The sequence below is a fragment of the Synechococcus sp. MIT S9507 genome (assembly GCF_047304715.1).
GTDB lineage: Bacteria > Cyanobacteriota > Cyanobacteriia > PCC-6307 > Cyanobiaceae > Synechococcus_C.
The window spans coordinates 1,147,620-1,164,443 of sequence record NZ_CP138970.1; the positions used below are offsets into that span (position 1 = coordinate 1,147,620).

Annotated in this window: 14 protein-coding genes; 10 read left to right on the top strand and 4 right to left on the bottom strand. The window is 57.0% G+C overall.

Annotated elements, in window-relative coordinates:
• On the top strand, window positions 1-1,350 hold the full coding sequence (locus SIB83_RS06195; protein WP_413747087.1) for a glycosyltransferase: 1,350 nt from the start codon (window positions 1-3) through the stop codon (window positions 1,348-1,350).
• Window positions 1,351-1,512: 162 nt separating this feature from the next.
• On the opposite strand, the gene SIB83_RS06200 is transcribed toward SIB83_RS06195, so the two are convergent.
• Window positions 1,513-2,535 (bottom strand): hypothetical protein, encoded by a 1,023-nt coding sequence (locus tag SIB83_RS06200; protein WP_413747088.1) that lies wholly within the window; start codon window positions 2,533-2,535, stop codon window positions 1,513-1,515.
• Between the two features lie 60 nt (window positions 2,536-2,595).
• Between SIB83_RS06200 and SIB83_RS06205 the strand changes: the two genes are divergently transcribed.
• The 6 genes from SIB83_RS06205 to SIB83_RS06230 all read left to right on the top strand — a co-directional run bounded on the left by SIB83_RS06205 (window position 2,596) and on the right by SIB83_RS06230 (window position 9,600).
• Complete coding sequence (locus tag SIB83_RS06205) at window positions 2,596-3,603, top strand: glycosyltransferase family 2 protein (protein WP_413747089.1); 1,008 nt, start codon at window positions 2,596-2,598, stop codon at window positions 3,601-3,603.
• Window positions 3,600-5,075, top strand: a complete 1,476-nt coding sequence (locus SIB83_RS06210) for a glycosyltransferase family 61 protein (RefSeq protein WP_413747090.1) — start codon at window positions 3,600-3,602, stop codon at window positions 5,073-5,075. The genes SIB83_RS06205 and SIB83_RS06210 overlap by 4 nt, the downstream gene beginning before the upstream one ends.
• Window positions 5,072-6,199: a tetratricopeptide repeat protein gene (locus SIB83_RS06215; protein WP_413747091.1), complete on the top strand. Its 1,128-nt coding sequence runs from the start codon at window positions 5,072-5,074 to the stop codon at window positions 6,197-6,199. Before SIB83_RS06210 ends, SIB83_RS06215 begins: the two co-directional genes overlap by 4 nt.
• Window positions 6,199-7,644 (top strand): sulfotransferase domain-containing protein, encoded by a 1,446-nt coding sequence (locus tag SIB83_RS06220; RefSeq protein ID WP_413747092.1) that lies wholly within the window; start codon window positions 6,199-6,201, stop codon window positions 7,642-7,644. The genes SIB83_RS06215 and SIB83_RS06220 overlap by 1 nt, the downstream gene beginning before the upstream one ends.
• A gap of 142 nt (window positions 7,645-7,786) precedes the next feature.
• A complete protein-coding gene (locus SIB83_RS06225; RefSeq protein ID WP_413747093.1) occupies window positions 7,787-8,623 on the top strand; it encodes a calcium-binding protein in 837 nt (278 codons plus the stop codon).
• Between the two features lie 53 nt (window positions 8,624-8,676).
• Window positions 8,677-9,600 (top strand): hypothetical protein, encoded by a 924-nt coding sequence (locus SIB83_RS06230; protein WP_413747094.1) that lies wholly within the window; start codon window positions 8,677-8,679, stop codon window positions 9,598-9,600.
• Here SIB83_RS06230 and SIB83_RS06235 read toward each other — a convergent pair.
• Together SIB83_RS06235 and SIB83_RS06240 are read right to left on the bottom strand one after the other, a co-directional pair.
• Window positions 9,581-10,639, bottom strand: a complete 1,059-nt coding sequence (locus SIB83_RS06235; RefSeq protein ID WP_413747095.1) for a hypothetical protein — start codon at window positions 10,637-10,639, stop codon at window positions 9,581-9,583. The genes SIB83_RS06230 and SIB83_RS06235 overlap by 20 nt on opposite strands.
• A complete protein-coding gene (locus tag SIB83_RS06240) occupies window positions 10,639-11,385 on the bottom strand; it encodes a hypothetical protein (protein ID WP_413747096.1) in 747 nt (248 codons plus the stop codon). Before SIB83_RS06240 ends, SIB83_RS06235 begins: the two co-directional genes overlap by 1 nt.
• Before the next feature lie 32 nt (window positions 11,386-11,417).
• On the opposite strand from SIB83_RS06240, the gene SIB83_RS06245 reads away from it, so the two are divergent.
• Window positions 11,418-12,587 carry a glycosyltransferase family 4 protein gene (locus SIB83_RS06245; protein ID WP_413747097.1) on the top strand — a complete coding sequence of 390 codons (1,170 nt, stop codon included), beginning with the start codon at window positions 11,418-11,420 and terminating at the stop codon, window positions 12,585-12,587.
• Here SIB83_RS06245 and SIB83_RS06250 read toward each other — a convergent pair.
• Window positions 12,493-13,215, bottom strand: coding sequence for a hypothetical protein (locus SIB83_RS06250; RefSeq protein WP_413747098.1), 723 nt, complete (start codon window positions 13,213-13,215; stop codon window positions 12,493-12,495). The genes SIB83_RS06245 and SIB83_RS06250 overlap by 95 nt on opposite strands.
• Here SIB83_RS06250 and SIB83_RS06255 point away from each other — a divergent pair.
• Window positions 13,214-13,843, top strand: coding sequence for a peptidylprolyl isomerase (locus SIB83_RS06255; protein WP_413747099.1), 630 nt, complete (start codon window positions 13,214-13,216; stop codon window positions 13,841-13,843). The genes SIB83_RS06250 and SIB83_RS06255 overlap by 2 nt on opposite strands.
• On the top strand, window positions 13,840-16,818 hold the full coding sequence (locus tag SIB83_RS06260; protein WP_413747100.1) for a peptidase domain-containing ABC transporter: 2,979 nt from the start codon (window positions 13,840-13,842) through the stop codon (window positions 16,816-16,818). Before SIB83_RS06255 ends, SIB83_RS06260 begins: the two co-directional genes overlap by 4 nt.
• Window positions 16,819-16,824: the final 6 nt, after the last annotated feature.

The following is a 16,824-nucleotide window of genomic DNA, read 5'->3' on the forward strand; positions in this document are numbered from 1 at the left end:
ATGAGAATCGGAATTGTTTGCTTTGCATGGGGAAAAGAGCATCGTGGTGGAATCGAAACGCATGTTTCAGGTCTGGCAAAACTATTAAGCGATTACGGACATCAGGTTTTCATTCATTGCATCGATGATAAAACCGTAGAGAATCAATACCACCAAAAAGGCAGGTGGGAAGGCAAGCTTCACATTGAACAAACAAATTACAATTACTCTGATACACGTTGTCTTTTTGACTCTCAGCGCGTTCCCCAGGCTGAGATCATTCTAAAAAAATGGATCAATCACAACAAGCTCAACATTGTTGATTTTCACCATAATCTCTTTTTCGGCATGCGATCCATCCGCGCCTGCAGTGAATTGGTGCCGACTGTTGTGACGCTGCACGACTACTGGTGCATCGATCCACAATGTTCATTATTCGACTCTGAGCATTCCATTATCAAACCTAACGACCATAAAAAATGGGAGCAAAATTCACTTAGGGCCTCAGATCGCACACTTAAAAGCCTAGAATCTGCAGAGTATTACATCCCTCTGCAAGCCAACAAAATCAATCCTCGCCATAGAATCAGCCTTAAATCAGCCTGGGCTCGATACAGTAATCAGATGCTGAAATACGCTAATTCAATCATTACCCCCTCCAAAGAAGCTGCATATGTTCTGCGCCAACATGGCATCACCCATTCAATCGGAGTCATTGAGAATGGGTTGAACCTTTCATTTTCTCGCGGGCAAGTTGCCAATGAAGATAAGCTTCAATCAACCTCAACTACTCCTGCCAATCAAATTCGAGTCGGAATTCTGGGCAGCGTTGCACCGCACAAAGGTCAACTAAAGTTTTGCCAAGAGGTCTTAAAGGCAGAACTGCAAAATCATTTCAAGATTGAAGTTCATGGGCCCATACCAGAAAACTATCAAGGAGACCGATCAAGTCAGATTAAAATTTGCGAGCTTGCCAAGCACTATCCCAATTTTTTAGTCCTTAACGGTCCCTACGACAAAGAAGATTTAGCTTCAATATTCTCACAATTAGACATCGTAGCCATGCCTTCTGTCTGGCAAGAAGTTTATGGATTTGTCGCTCGAGAGGCTCTCGCCTATGGCCTCCCAGTCATTATCACTGACGCAGGGGGTCTTGCCGGGTTGAGTAATCGTGAAGGCGTTTTCACGTTGCCCATGGCCAAAACAAACCTTTGGGGCAAGCTCCTGAGACAAGGTCTAGAGGAAGGACCTCTCTATAAATGGACGTACCAACGCAGGCAAGGAATCCCGATGCCCTCTGATTCCATCCCGAGCAATCAGGATTGCGCCAGAAAAGTAGAGTCTCTTTATAGACGCCTGATTTCAGCTTGACGTATCAGTTGTCGAGTTAATTTCAAGCCAACCCAGTAATCAAAAGATCGCCAAAGCATCCACCAAGACAAGTTTCAACTGGCGCAAGTAAAACTCTACGGAAGCATTCCTCACTCACTTTTGAACATAATTAAATCATCACCGTTAATCTCTCAGTTTTATTCAAGGCCTGAGCAAATCGCGGTAGAGCAGAGCCGCCTGGCGGTACTCACCCTCAGACTCCAGGGCATCAGCCAGTGCTTCTTTGACCGAACGTTCTTCAGGCTTGAGCCGGTGCAGATCCTGAAGCAGAGCCAAGCCCTCCAATCGGCAGGGATGACCACGCTCCTGCTCAAGCCCAACACGTGCCCACTGCAACCAACGTTTCTGGGTCACGGCATCTGGATTCAACTGAAGCCACTGGCGACGCAGCTGCAGTGCCGCAAGCGATTGTCCAACCTGCATCTCTGCCGTGGCCAGATTGCGCAGCAAGGGTTCCCGCAGTTCGCGAGGTAAAGCGGCCAAGCCAAGCTGATGGAGAGGTCTCAACAGATCGAGCGCTTCCTGGTGCTTTTTTTGGGTCAGCAGGGATGCCGCCAGATTGAGAGCGTGCTGCGGTGACTTCGGATCCGCTGCTCGGGCCGCCGCAAAGGCTCGCCAAGCATCCTCCTGTTCTCCAAGCAAAAGATGGGCTTTGCCCCGCAGACTGTGACCTGAAGCGGGGAGCTCTCTGGAACCATTGAGTGAGAGCAGTTCGGCCACACCTGCCAGCACCTGCTGAGCTGAGCTGACATTGAGTTCCTCGGCTAGTTCAGCAATGCGAGACTCAAGATCGAGATCAATGCCCTTCAAGGAAGAATCGTCTGCGAGCAGCCCATTGAGCTCAGCTTCCGGGATCTGAGCGTTCTGTGCAGATCGTGTTTGCTCCGCTTCAGGCAGCAGCTGACGCAGCTGCTTGCGCTCCTCCAGCAACAGTGCCAACGCCTGGCGGTAAAAGGGCACTGCCATCTCGATGGCACCGCGGGCATTCATGGTCTCGGCCAGGTCGTAATAACGATCAGCCAGGGGAACAGCGGAATCATCAACCGCCGGCAGTTCGGGCACAGACTCGATTGTGAGCTTCAGTTTCTGTTTGCTGGCATTACGGCCGTCGCGCTTGCGTTTTCCCGATTTCCTCGAGCTGGAGCTTTTACGGGCGCGAGCCATGGCCGAGAGCGGTATTCAGACGTGACAGCATCATCACTCCAATCACCGCTCTTCGAATCCTTGGCTGCACAGCCTGGCCAGCAACTTTCGCTTCGACCAGCCATCAGCGTGGTGATGCCGATGCGCAATGCAGCCCGCTGGTTGCCGGTTCTGCTGGCAGCTCTGGTGCGCGAATGGTCAACCGGCTTTGAGCTGATCGCGATCGACGATGGCAGCACGGATGCATCGGCAGCGGTTCTCAAAAGGCTCTGCGCCCAATGGCCTTCTGAGCGCTGGACACTGCTGAACGGAGGCGGGGAAGGGGTCTCCGCAGCACGCAACCGAGGCGTTAGGCAGAGCCGGGCCAAAGTGATTGCCTTCATCGATGCCGACGACCGCCCCATGCCCGGTCGCCTTGCTGGACCGTTGCAGATGCTTCAAAACAACCAGCAGCTCAGCCATGTGCACGGCGGCTGGTGGCGATGCGATGCCAATGGCTGTTTGCAGCATCCCGTCCGCCCCTGGCAGGAGGGCGCTGGCTTCACCTGGAGCCGCTTCATGGAACACAAAGCCGTGCTGCCCAGCGCCTGGACCGTGCGGCGCGACGCTTTCCTCGCCGTTGGAGGCTTCGATGCATCGATCCGCCATTCAGAGGATGTCGATCTGCTGCTGCGCCTGGCTGCCGCCAAGCATCGTGGTGCCTGGATCGAACAGGAGCTGGTGCGCTACCGGATTCACAGCAGCAATGCCAGCGCAAGGTTGCAACCACAGTTGAATGGATTGCTTGCAGTGATGGAGAAACATCTCAAGACATTGGGCACACGCCATGAAGCCTGGGTCAGAGAGCAGCGGTACAGCACCACCACCTGGGCCGTCTGGCAAGCCTGGCAAGCAGGTGATGTCGACTTTGCACTGAAGCTGCTGAGCCAGGCCCTGCAGGATTGTCCTTACCCCCTGGTTCGCAGGCCGGTGCACCTGATTGAAGTGATGGCCCGCAGCAGTGCGCGCATCGGTGAGCTCTTCGACCGGAGCGAGCTGCTAAGCAGCAGGTTCTGGCAACAGGCCGAACCGATTTTGCTGGCACGATGAGCAGTGAGGTCAACTCGGGCGCAGACCATTCGCAGGCCATCAATGATCTGGAGGCCGGACGGCCAGGAGCCGCCCTGAAGAACTGGCGCCAGCTGCTGGCGGCCGATGAGGACGCCGTGCGACGTCACCTGAGTGCTGCAGAGGCAACACTCAGCAGAGATGCCATTGCTCCCATCCGCCGACGAGCCATCAACCTGATCAACAATTTGCTGAGCCATACCCCCGGAGAAGCGGAGGTCAGCCAACTGGGCGCATTGCTGCGTGGCTGGGGGACGCTGGCAATAGCGGAAGTCCCAAGCCGAGCAGTGCAGTTGCTGGAAAGGGCCTGGAGTTGCGGCAGAGACCCAAAGCTTGATCATCAGCTGGCCGGCCTGCATGCACGCCTCGGCTACGGCGAAGGCGCCCACTGGCTTGCTCCACCCCCTGAGCAGCTGGAGTTCTGGCCACAGGTGCCCTGCTCCTGTGAAAAATGCCAGACCCAGCCCAAACCCACCGATCCGGCACTCAATATTCACGTGATTGGGGAAGGCCGAATCCTTGCGCAACGCCAGCGCAACCCCTGGCACCACAGTCACGGAGTGGGGGTCTGGGATCAGCGGGGCGTCCTGCAAACATCACTCAGCCGCCATTACCCCTGGCCCTGGCCGAACTGCCCCCATCAAAAAGCGTTTGAGCAGACAAGCCGCCACCTTCTGGAGGCTGCCGCCAAGCAGCTGCCGCCACCGCTGCGGGTGGAGGAACCTGTTCTGGCAGTCGCCGAACTGTCGGGTGAAATGTATTTCCACTGGCAGCTGGAGCTGTTGCCTCGCCTTGGTCGCATCTGGCAAGCCGCCATTCAACGTTGGCCGACGTTGCGCCTCTGGCATAACGGTGGCGAGAGCCCCTACGTGGCAGAGAGCCTCAGGCGCCTTGGCATCACGTCTGACCAGCTCGTACCCGCCTGTGATCACCTGCAAGCCACCACGTTGCTGGTGCCCAGCTTTGCGGCCCACTTCGGCAGGCCCTCCACCGCCAACCTGCAATGGCTGGAACAATTCTGGGCAGCGCCGGAACAACCAGGCCAAAACACTTTGTGGATGGGCCGTGAAGGGGCTGCACGCCGCGCTGTTCTTGAGGAAACACAGCATCGACAAACCTGCGGTGCTGGCCTGCTGGGGCAGGGCAGCGTGTCCGAGCAACTGGATCAGATCGCTGCAAGCCACAGGGTGATCGCACCGCACGGGGCAGCCATGGCCAACCTGATCGCCGCACACCCAGGCACCGAAATCCTTGAGCTGGTCAATCCTGCTTATCAACCCGGTTACTTCAACGATCTGATCAAGCACCGTCAACTGCGCCACCGCCGGCTGGAGGCCGCTGCCACGCCCCTGCCGCTGCAGGAGTTGCTCTATGAGGGGCCCCTCTCCTTCCCCATCGATCTGCGCCCGGGCGCGAGCCCAGCAGCTGAAGCCCTGGCATCGTGGTTGCCATGAGCGAATCAGGGCTCCCCTCCGATCTGGTCCAGGCCCTTCATGACCTGGCTGAACAGCATGAACCAGCGCCTGAGCCATTCGAACGAGTGGCCAGGTGGCGCCGTGCCTGCGGTGACGCTGAGGCCGCAGCCACCTGGCAGACCTGGAGCCTGCTTCCACCCGACGAGGAAAAGCTGCGCAACGCACTCGCCACGATCTGGAGTGATCTCGGCGAATTGGATCAAGCCAGGGCTCTGTTAACAACCGCCATTGATGCTGAATCCCAGCCCAGCTGGCTTCAGCTCACGTTGCTGGTGCGGCAGGGTGAGTTTGAGCGGGCCAGCGCGATGCAACAGCAATTGCTGAAAAGCCCTCCCAGCGTTGAACGCGCTGATCTGTTGGATCTGCTGCGTCTCTGGCGGGAAAACCAATGCAGTTCGCAGGCTCTGGAACTGCTTGATCCACTGCTGGGCTGGATCAAGCAGAGAGGTGAAACTCCAACGATCCAGGTTTGTCTGGCCCTTGCTGATCTGCTGGAACAACAACATCGCTTTGATGAAGCAGAGCCGTGGTGGCAACGCAGCCATGCCATGCAACCGAGCTATGCCTGGCCCCTGATGCGGCTCGGCCAGCAGGCCCTGAGAAAGAAACAGCCTGCCGTTGCTTTTCACTACGCAAGCCAGGTGCTTGAACGCAATCCAGACCACAACTACGCCCCCCGCCTGCAACACAAGGCACTCACCGCCCTTGAAGCGACGCGCTCCCTGGCCCTTCTGGATGGCCAGCCGTTGTCTGAATTAGACAACGCAACAGGCGGGAATCAGCCTGAGCCTGAGTGGTGGGACGGTTGCACAAGTCTGGCTCTGATCGGGTTTGACAGCACCAGCCTCCTGAGCAGCTGGTGCGGCTATCTCAATTCACTGGATCCCGGCGAACGTTGTCATCCAAGCTTGCGGCTCTGGTTGATTGGCAGTCCTGATCCGCTTTGGCTTCAACAAAAAGCTGAAGACTTGCTCGCGCCATTACCGCAACCTGTGCTGATCAGCAGTTGGCCAATCTGGGACGAGCAACGTCATGGGGGAGCTGATAAAAAGCTCGAGGCCATCGACGAACCTCCCTTCTGGCGTGAGCAGGAGCAAAACTAATGGTGGCGCGCTGGAGTGACTGTCGTAACGCTGCCCGTCGAGGCCAGCTCAGCCACGCCGATCTAGTGCAGCTGCTTGAGGCACAGGCTGCCGTCAATCACTGGGCGAGAATCAATCGCTGGCTACCTCTGCTGCTTGAAAGGGGAGTAGGGCTGGGGGAACGCAAGGGCAGCTTGATCGCAATCGCCTCATGGCTGCTAAGGCAACGTCGCGCAGAACTGGCCAACAGGTTGCTCACCCAGCTGAACTGGAGCGAAGCCGGGGCCACTGAATGGCTTCTGCGCGGAAAAGTCGCCCATCGAATCGGTGAAACAGAGGCCGCTGAACAGCATCTGAGCAAAGCCTCCGCCCTGCCCGGTGGCCAACCGGAGGCTGCCTATCGGCTGGCTCAGCTGTATCGCACCTCCGGCAAATTCGATCAAGCAGCGATCTGGTATCTCGCCACGCTCACCTGCGACCCGGAACCGTTTGTCATCCACAACGAACTTCAATTCACCCGCTGTTCAGAACAGCTCCTCCCGGAGCTGGTGAGCTTTTATGAGGGACTTTGCAAGCTTCAGCCTGAAAGGGCACTCGCAGCCCAATTTCTTGCGCATTACCTCTCCAAGCAGGGTGATCTCGAGCGCTCGATTGCCGAGTCAAGGCGCGGAGCACGCCTGGAACTTGACACCTTTCAGGACAAGCTGGCAGCTCCAGAGGCTCCACCCACACCACCTGATTTTTTGATTCTGGGTATGCCCAAGGGAGGCACAACCGCAGTGCTTCGCTGGCTGGATCACGTTCCAGGCATTTGGTGCCACCCACGCAAGGAACTGCATTTCTTTGATGGGCGTTTTGCCTTCGGCAGGGAGTGGTACTGCGCCCAGTTCCCCCGGTTTCAAGACGATGCGAACATCCTGCGCGGCGAAGCCACACCCAACTATTTCAGTGACCCGAAGACCCCCGCGCGTGTTGCAGAGCTGATGCCTCGCGCCAGGCTGGTGGTACTGCTGAGAGACCCCTTATCCCGGGCTGTGAGCTGGGTGCAACACCTGCAACGCCTGGAAGGTCTTGATGGCAGCGTCGCCCACTGGCTGGAGCGTGAGCTTGGTCAGCTCGAGCCACTCAATGCAGATCAGCTGACTGCTCACCCACGCATTGGCACTGGGGCACTTCAGGACAGCTGCTACGACATGCACTGGAAACGCTGGAGGCAGGCCCTGCCTGACAATCCACCACTGCTGCTCTCCAGCGACCGTCTGTTCGCCCATCCTGAGGTTGAGCTGTCTGCACTGCTCAAATGTCTTGGCAAGAAGGGGGATGCTCGCCCCTGGCTTCGACACTGGAGGCCATTGAACGTGAATCCGCAGGCTTCAGAAACGCTGCCAACAGATCTGCATCAGCGCCTCGAACGATTCCTGCAGGCTCAATGTCAGCAAACCCTGGCTCTGACCAACCAAGCCTAATAGCCGCTGCAGTGAACTTTTGGGGCCAAAACACTCGTGAATGATGCGGTTTCAGCACCGCCTGCGTGCCAGCAGAACAACCGGACGAGTGACAAAGCTGATTTGATGACTTTAATCTCTCAATACAAATATTTTTGAGCAAGTGTCTACATTCATTCCTTCCATCCCGCCTACTTCCGTAGACACTGCAATTGAACCTGAAGCCGGATCGACCACCGAGGCAAGCAGCGGTGAAGTGATCGTTGTTACTGACCCCAGTGCCAACGTCAACGATCCCGTCGTAGTTGTTGCTCCTGATTCAGGAGTTATCAATATTTCTGCCGGTACCGAAGGTGCTGACATCATTATCGAGGGAGATGGTGACGCGACAATTGAAATTGGTAACGCGGAAGATTCAAATGGTAATCCTCTCGCTGGATCGGGTTCCACATTCCAGATTGAAGAGGATTATCAAGGTTCTGTAATTGCCAACCTCGACGGAGCAATTACTGACGGATCCCAGGTCGATACCAGCACAGAAACCTTCTCTGGCAACACGATCGCAGAAGCAGCTCCTAGCAATGCAAGCAATGAGTATGACTTCTATATCAGCACAGGTGCAGGTGATGATCAAGTTGGCGGCAGCCAGGGCAATGACTTCATTCGCCTAGGCGCTGGTGATGACGAGTTCAATGCCGGAGATGGCAATGACATCGTCCGCATGGGCTCCGGTGACGACTTTGGAACATTAGGTCAAGGTGATGATATTGTTTACTTCACCGTTGACCAGCTGCAGGGTGATCAAGTCAAAACTGTGACTGACTTCGATGCCAATGGAGACGACAAGATCCAGATTGATGCTGATCTGGAAGGTCTGATTGACATCGATGGTTTTGGCACTGATACGATCATCATCACACTTTCGGGTGACCAGTCGGGAACCACTGAGTTCCGTTCCCTAGGTGGGACTATTGACGAAGATGACGTGGAATTCGTCTGATCTCTTTCACTGATTCATCAGGTACAACGTTTGTTCCGCTGTGGGTGCTCGGTATGCACCGCAGCGGAACTTCTTTTTGTGTTCGATCCTTACAGATTCGAGGGATAAATCTCCCTGGCAACTTGTTGCCCGCAGCAAACGACAATCCCGATGGATTTCAGGAACCAGCTGAACTGGTGGCCCTGAATGAACGTCTACTCAGCTACGCAGATGGGTTATGGGATGCCAGTTGGCCCTTGCAATCCACCAAGTCTCCGGAACTGATCAAACGAATCGGCTGCGAACTGCAAAGCCTGTTGAATCAATGGTGCTTAAAGAGTGAAAGCGATATTCGGAAGACAAGTTCAAAACAGTTGCTGGCCCTGAAAGATCCTCGGCTTTGCCGAACGCTGCCTCTGCTCTACCCCTGTCTCGAACCTGGTCACTGCAAATGGGGCATCGCGATCATCCGCGAACCGAATGCGGTGGTGGCTTCCTTGCTGGAGCGCAACGGCGACGACATGTCGCCTCTGAAAGGATTCGCACTTTGGATGCGCTACAACCTCGACATGGTGAAATGCCGCAGTATTAACCCTCAAATCAGTGATTGGCCCATCATCTCGTTTGAAACACTGCTGAAAGATGCCCCAGGCACATTGCAGCCGATCCTGAAACAATGGGACAACAAAGGCTTATTCGTTGAACATCAGCCAGAACAGGAATTAATTAGCAAGACAGCGAAATCTGTACCCGATCGCTTGTCGGGCTTACCCAAACACTGGCTGGAATTAGGCCAAAAATTTCACTCGTGCCTCCGAGAAAGCCAAACTCTTAATGATGTGCCGAAATCTGTGATTCAAGCTGTTGAACAGTGGCTTGAAACAACCCCCGAACTCAGTCATGAACTGCTGGCTCTGGAGGCAAGGCGGCGTGCACATCTTGCTGAAGCATTGGCAGCTGAACGAGCTAAACATGTACTCAGCTGGCGAAACCTATGACAGGCGGTCGCAGATAATCCGGCAACTCCTGAGGATCAACCAGTCCAGACTTGCCACCCGCCACCAAAAGGGGATCGAGCATCTGCTTTTCGTTGCTTTCCAGCAGCCATCGTTTGATGAATGGACAGCCATCCATCAACAAAGGAATCGCCCAGTAATGCGCGGTTGAGTGATAATTAAAGGAACTCAAACCAGTGCTTAATAACTGTTGTTGGATCCATACCACTGCAGCATCTGAGCAATAGTGCTGCAACTGTTCACACAATTCCTGACTTGCAATCTGCCCCCTGAGGCGACTGGCAGGATGCAGTGCGCGCAGAGCAACACCTTGATGCAGGAGCAGCTGGGACAAGCCGATTTCTCCCTCGCGAATGGCCACAGACATGCCACCCCAGCCTCGGTAATATCGCCAGAAAGAATCCCACCAAGGTTGCCGAATCACAACCTTGGGTAGATGCAAACCATAACTCTGCAGATGATAACCATTCTGATAACAATCACTGAAACCCAACACTTCATCGCCTTGATAATCCACAAAACTTGGCCAACTCGTGGCCTCTAAATCCACCACGGGATAGACACTGTCATTGAGAAGAATCAGCCTCTCAAGAGCAGATCCATAGTGCTGATGTTGCAGCCAGAGCCATCCATCCTGAAATGCGCCGAAATCTCGCCCCTCATTACGGCGTCGCAACCAACCCACTCCATTCCGGTCACACCAGGCCAAAGCGCCTGGGTCAAGATCTCCAGACAGCACAAGCACTGGCCAGCCACGTGCGCGCAAATCGGCCAACTCTCGGCGGATACAGCGCTGCAGCCATCCTCGAGGGTGGTAATGAGAAAACAGCACAAGTTTCTCAGCTGCTTGCTGAAAACCTGCCGGCAACAGTGATTCCTGCACTCGCGCCAGAGCATGAATTGCGGCCAGCTTTTCGCGCTCTCGGGGCACACGAAAAGGGGCAAGACAACGTTGCCAAGAGGCATGACATTGCTGCGCGCCACGGCGCAGTTCTTGTTTCAAGCGAAGCTGAATTCCCATCAGAGCGGCTCATCAGCCAGCGGCTCATCACTGAAATAATGGCCGGGAAGAAAAGCAATACCAGTGTTAATGCTGGTGGCTTGCGAACAAAACGCATCCTGAACAAACCGAGCCGGCACAAAACGAAAATCAACACTTGCCACCGATACTCCCTCGCGATTAATCGGGCAGCCATGCAAACGATCAATGTGGTCAAAAAGAATCAGTTCACCCAGCTTCAGCTCCATTGGCTCAAAATCATGAGAGCCATCCGTTGTCTCAATATGCAGGGCGGCGCTGCCGAGCATCGGTGTTAAAGCGCAGATTGCATTGAGCTCGTAGCGACTGTGCCCGAAATCTGAGTCTCGATGAAAATTGCCGACCCAGCGATTGTTAGGTAACCCAAAGCGATAAGTGGGAATCTGCTGCACATAGCAAGGCTCGCCGATGCAGCGGATCACTCGGCGGCAAAGATCCCGATAATGATTTTTCTGCTGCTCATGTTGGCCATAGAAGCGTTGGTGGGTGTCGGTGCTGTTGTCGTGCCCAGGTCGAAACATGGGGTAGGGCCCCACATGCTGATGAAGAGCTTGAAGCGGCAGGCCAATCGCTTCAGCAACGGCGGAGGCAAAAACATGACCTTCGGTACTGTTTGTGATGCGCTTCAGATGCAGTTTTTGACGTGTTTCTTCTGCCAGTAAGAGGGAAGGGGCGGCGAAACCAGTCACAGAACTCGTACTGACCAAACAGCGATCGGCTTCACTCATCCATTATCACCTGCAGATTGTGCGGATCTGGTATGCATATCCGCTTTTACGGCCATCTACGCGCAGGCTTCGGGCTTGCTGGCGGTGCCCGGGCCACTGCGCGCTGCCTAGAGGCAGCGGGCTGTCAGCTGAGCTATGTGGACCTGGCCCTGGCCAGCCATGCTGCTGTGCAGGAACTGTCTGGTGATCCATCGGGGAAGGACAATGCTCTCGCTCAGGTGGACTTGATCCACACCAATCCCAACATTCTCTCCAGCAATCCGGACTTGCTGGAGCGTCACCCGCTCACCGCTCCGCTGCGTATCGGCTACTGGGCCTGGGAACTGGAGCAATTTCCTACCGGCTGGGAGCGCTTTTTCAATGGATATCACGAGATCTGGTGCCCCAGCAGCTTCACCGCCCAGGCTCTGGCCCAGCGCAGCCCAGTGCCTGTGATCAGCTTGCCCCACCTCCCCGACTGGAAGCATCTGCAGGCACGCAACCGAAAAAGGCGAGCTGTTCGCCAGGCCAGCGAGGCACGTCCCTTCACTTTTCTCACCTTTTTCGATTTCTGGAGCACTCCCGAACGCAAAAATCCTGCAGCCGTGGTGCGTGCCTTTCAACGCGCATTCCCTCGCCACGACAACTCAGCTCCGGCAGTGCAACTGTTGGTCAAAGCCAGCAGCGCCGAGCAGTTCCCCGAACAGGCCAGTACCCTGAAAAACCTCGCCAACGGTGACCAACGCATCCGCTGGATCGAAGCTTTACTCCCGCAAGCAAAGCTCGATGCCCTCTACGACCAGGCGGATGCACTTGTGAGCCTGCACCGCTCTGAAGGCTTCGGGCTCACCCTCGCGGATGCCATGGGCATGGGGATCCCCGTGATCGCCACCGGCTATTCCGGCAATCTCGACTTCATGCCCCCCGGCAGCGCTGAACTGATTCCCTGGTCTCCGAAGACGATTGAGCGCAGCCGCGGCGACTACATGGCAGGCGCGACCTGGGCTGAACCCGACATCAACAGTGCGGCGAAAGCCATGCGCCAGCTCGCCCTGAATCCGCACTACGCCTCACAACTGGGCTTGCGCGGTCAGGCCATCGCTCAGGAACGACTCAGCAGCGAACGCCTCAGCGCTGTGGTGCGTCAAAGGCTGGGTCGCTGGTGGCTGCCGCCAGACCCAGCGTCTCTAGGCGCTGCTGCAACGCACGCTCCCAAGCACTGAAACCTTCAGGACTGAGTTGTGCCGCGGCCAGCAGAGACTGAACGCGTGACTGGTCAAAGGCGTAGCAAGCGTCCTCCAACAGTCGCTGACGGCAAACAGCATCCGCTTCACCCACGTCAAAAAGCTGCTGAGCAAAAGTCAGGCCGGGCACAAGCACAGCCGCCTGCCGTGCCCCATCCCAGGCAGCTGAGGACGGAGCACCTTTCTGTTGCCAACGCTTCAACTCCTGGATCGCCGATCCCGGCTCCTGAGCATCCAAGGCCTGCAACAAGTTGCGGCAAGTGATCGGGCTGTCAGAACCATCTCGGAGGCTGCGCCGATAGCACTCGACAGCAGCCTGCAGCTGATTGAGCCCACGATGGGCATCACCGAGCTTGTGCTCGAGCCAGAAACTCCTGGTGGGATCAAATCGCCGCGGCTCCAACACCAACTGGCAACCTCGATAGTCGCCCTGCATCAACAGCACATAGCCAAGGGTGTCCCAAACCTCGAGGGGTGAAGCAGGGGCGAGCTGAAGAAAGCGTCGCAGTAGACCCTCGGCCTGTTCCCATGCACAATCATCAACAGATTGTTGGAGCGATGCCCACAGGGCATTGAGCCGATGCTGCACAGTCGGGCGCTCTGGCATGACCCTCACCCCTTCCAACGATCCATCTCGCCAGTGTGACCTGATCTGGCCCAATGCCGAGCTGCGCGAAGCACTCGAGCGGGTGAATCTGTTCACCGTCTGGCTCGGACGCAGCATCGAAGCCTGTGTCAGTGGTGATCAAAGCCTCGAGCAATGGCAAGCAACAACATTTGAGGTTGCGGCGCGGCAACGCTTCCTGGAGCTGGGGTCGGCCCTCGATCGCGTTTGCCTGTCCGTGCTTCAGAGCGATGACACCCATCTGGCCCAGGAATGGTATTTCAAGCTTCAGGATGGCGACGCCAGCTTTGGGGAGTTGGCACCTCAGTCGCTGGGCAACAGCCGCGACAGCGGCGGGCATCTCGGGCCCCTTTGCCTCGAAGACCTGCAAGCACCTCTGGATCGCATGGTGCTTCGCGCCCAGCCGGGAGTGATCCAACCCCCCTTGCGCATTCCCAACGGACGCAGCATTGTGCTGCGACTGGACAGCCGCCTGCCGGCCAGATGGGATGACCCGACCCGCCGCGAGCTGACCCTGCGCCTGCATCGCGACTGGCTGGCCAACACGATCAACACCCTGCTTGCATCCGATCCCCTGCCCGAATCGGTCTGCACCCTCACCCTTCCATGAGTCAAGACGCTTCGACGCTGCCCGTCCCCCTTCAAGGAATTCTTGCCTCTCAGCGATCCAAGTTGCAGTGGCTGCGCTATCGAACCGGTCAGCCGCTGTTGCAAGCCGATCGGCTGCCCCATCAGGTGATGTTCATTGCCGAAGGAGCCGTACGTCTGATTGCTGATGATCACGCCACTGGGCCTTTCACCCTGGCCCGGCTTGGCAGCGGTGATGCGGTGGGCTGGTGTGGGTTGGTGCGCAACCGCGCCTGTGAAGCGGCAATCGCCATGGAGCCCACCCTGGTGGCAGCGCTGCCCGCCAAGCCATTTTTGGAGCTGCTCCGCCAGGAAACATCGCTTCAACAGGGCTGTCTTGAACCCAACCGCAGCGAACTCGCCGAACTGCTGCTGGCATGGCTTGCCCGCCAGCCCCAGCGCCACGAGGATTTACCGGGCCTGCTAGCAGAACTCTGGCGCCCGGGCGCCCTCCAACTGTTAACAGGCGAGCAGCTTGGCGACACAGCTGATCTCGACCCTGAATATCTGTGGCTGCCGAGCGCACCGCTTCCCAGTAATGCGCCCATCGGTAGCGAGATCCAACACTGGAGATCAGATTCGGCCAGCAGCGCATTGCCCCTTGGTGGGCGTCTGCTCGGCATCCAGCGCTCCGCCCTTGAGGAAGCGCTTTCTGCTCGCCGTACTCGTCCGCAATCCAGAGGTGAAGTCTCTGGGCGTGCTTCCGAAGATCTCTGGCGTCAGGCCAGCGACGCCGACGATCTGCCGGACCCCATCGAGCCTGAGGAGCTGGGACTCAGCAGCGGGAGAAGGCGATTAGCCCCGATGCGAGAGCGCGGCGAGGGGCCTCAGGGCACCGCAATCATCTGTCTGCAAAGGCTGGCGAATCGCTATCGCTTTCCCTTTCCCCGGGACACGGTGGAACAGGTGTTGATCGACTGCGAGCAGCGACTGGGAGGCATCACCCTGCTGCATCTGGGTCAGATCCTGGAAAGCCTCGGCCTGGAAGTGCGACCGCTCAACGCTCCAGCCAAACAACTGCATAGGCTGCAGCCCCCTGCGCTGGTCAAGCTACAGGATCGTTTCCTGTTGATTGAAGAAGCCGGTCCTCGCGGTTTGGTTGTGGCTGACCCAGGCCGCGGACTGGTTCCACTGAGCACTGCAGAACTTCAGGAGCTCGGCCCTGATGGTTTCCAGCTGATGCTGGTCAGGCCGGCGGAATCTGCTGAGACAGACGCCCAGGCAAGCCGTTTCGACCTCTCCTGGTTCTGGAGCATGATCCACCCCTACCGCTCCCAGATGGGTCTGGTGTTTCTGGCTGGATTCACCAACAAACTGCTGGAGATCGGGTTTGTGTTGGCGATCCTTCAGATTGTGGATGTGGTGATTACCACCCGCGACCTTGGCCTGCTCTGGCCCATTGGCCTTGTGATGGGCCTGATCGTTGTCGTGAAGGCAGTGCTGGCGCTGCTGCAGAACAACCTGATCGTGGATCTCTCCGATCGCATCGACACCAGCCTTGGCAGCCAGGTGGTGGGACACCTCTTCCGTCTGCCGATGAAATTTTTCGATCGCCGCACCGTCGGCGATCTGTCCAGCCGCTTCAATGATCTGCGTCGGGTGCGCAGCTTCCTTACGGGCACTGTGATCAACACCGCCCTCGACCTGGTGTTCATCCCTCTTATCGGGCTGGTGATGTTGGCGATCCAGCCACTCCTGGCTCTGGTGGTGCTGGCGCAGGTCCCGCTGATGGCCCTGTCCACCTGGATCAGCCGCAAACCGATCAAGCGAGGCATCACACGCAGGAACAAAGCCTGGTCGTTGGCGCAGGGGTTCCTTGTGGAGTGCCTCAGCGCCATCCGCACTGTGAAAACTCAGAACTTCGCGACCCAGGCTCGCTGGCAATGGCTTCAGCGCTATCGCCGCTTCTCCAGCGAGGATTTTCAGCTTGAGCGATTGCAGGTGCTGGCGCGGGAATTCCGCAGCGCCATTCCTCAGCTCATCCGCCTGGCGCTGATGATGACCGGCGCTGTGCTGGCCATTCAAGGTGAAACCACTGTGGGCTCGATCTTCGTCTTCATGATCCTTGGAGGCCAGCTGGCCAACTCGATGATTCAGGTTGGAGCTGTCTCGGACCAATACCAGGATGCCCGTGCCTCCATGGATTCTCTGGCCGACGTACTGGGTCAGAAGCCGGAGGATTCGCTGGCTTCCAGCTACATGCTTCCACTGCCTGCAATCGCCGGTCGCATTGATCTGGAAAATGTCTCCTTTTCCTATGGACTCACCAGCAAACGCCAGCTCGACCAGTTCTCCGTGTCACTCGATCCAGGCCAGGTGATTGGACTGGTGGGTACGAGTGGCAGTGGCAAAAGCACTCTCGTCCAGCTGCTTGATGGTCTGTACCAGGTGGAAGAAGGCAGGATTTACATCGACGGAACCGACATCAGCAAGGTGCAGATCGGCAGCCTGCGCCGGCAGGTGGGTTTCGTGCCGCAGGAATCCATCCTCTTCGACGGCACGGTCCTCGATAACCTGCGCCTGAACATGTCGGATGCTCCCTATGAAGCAGTGATTGATGCAGCCCGGGTGGCTTGCGCCCATGACTTCATCATGAAACTGCCAGACGGCTACAACACCCGGGTTGGTGAACGAGGCGGCGGACTCTCCGGAGGCCAGAAACAACGCATCGCCATCGCACGCATGGTGTTGCAGAACCCTCGGCTGGTGATCCTTGATGAGGCGACCTCGGCTCTGGATCCAACAACTGAAAGCCTGGTGATCGAACGGCTGCAACAACGCTTTGCCAATCTCACCATGGTCATCGTGACCCACAGGCTGGCCTGTCTGCGCAACGCAGATCGCATTTTGATGCTCGACAGCGGTGTTCTGCTGGAGGATGGCTCCTGGGGCGAGTTGATGGCGATGCAAGGCTCATTTGCCAGCCTGGCCAACCAACAGCAGGCTCACGCCGCCTGATCCTCT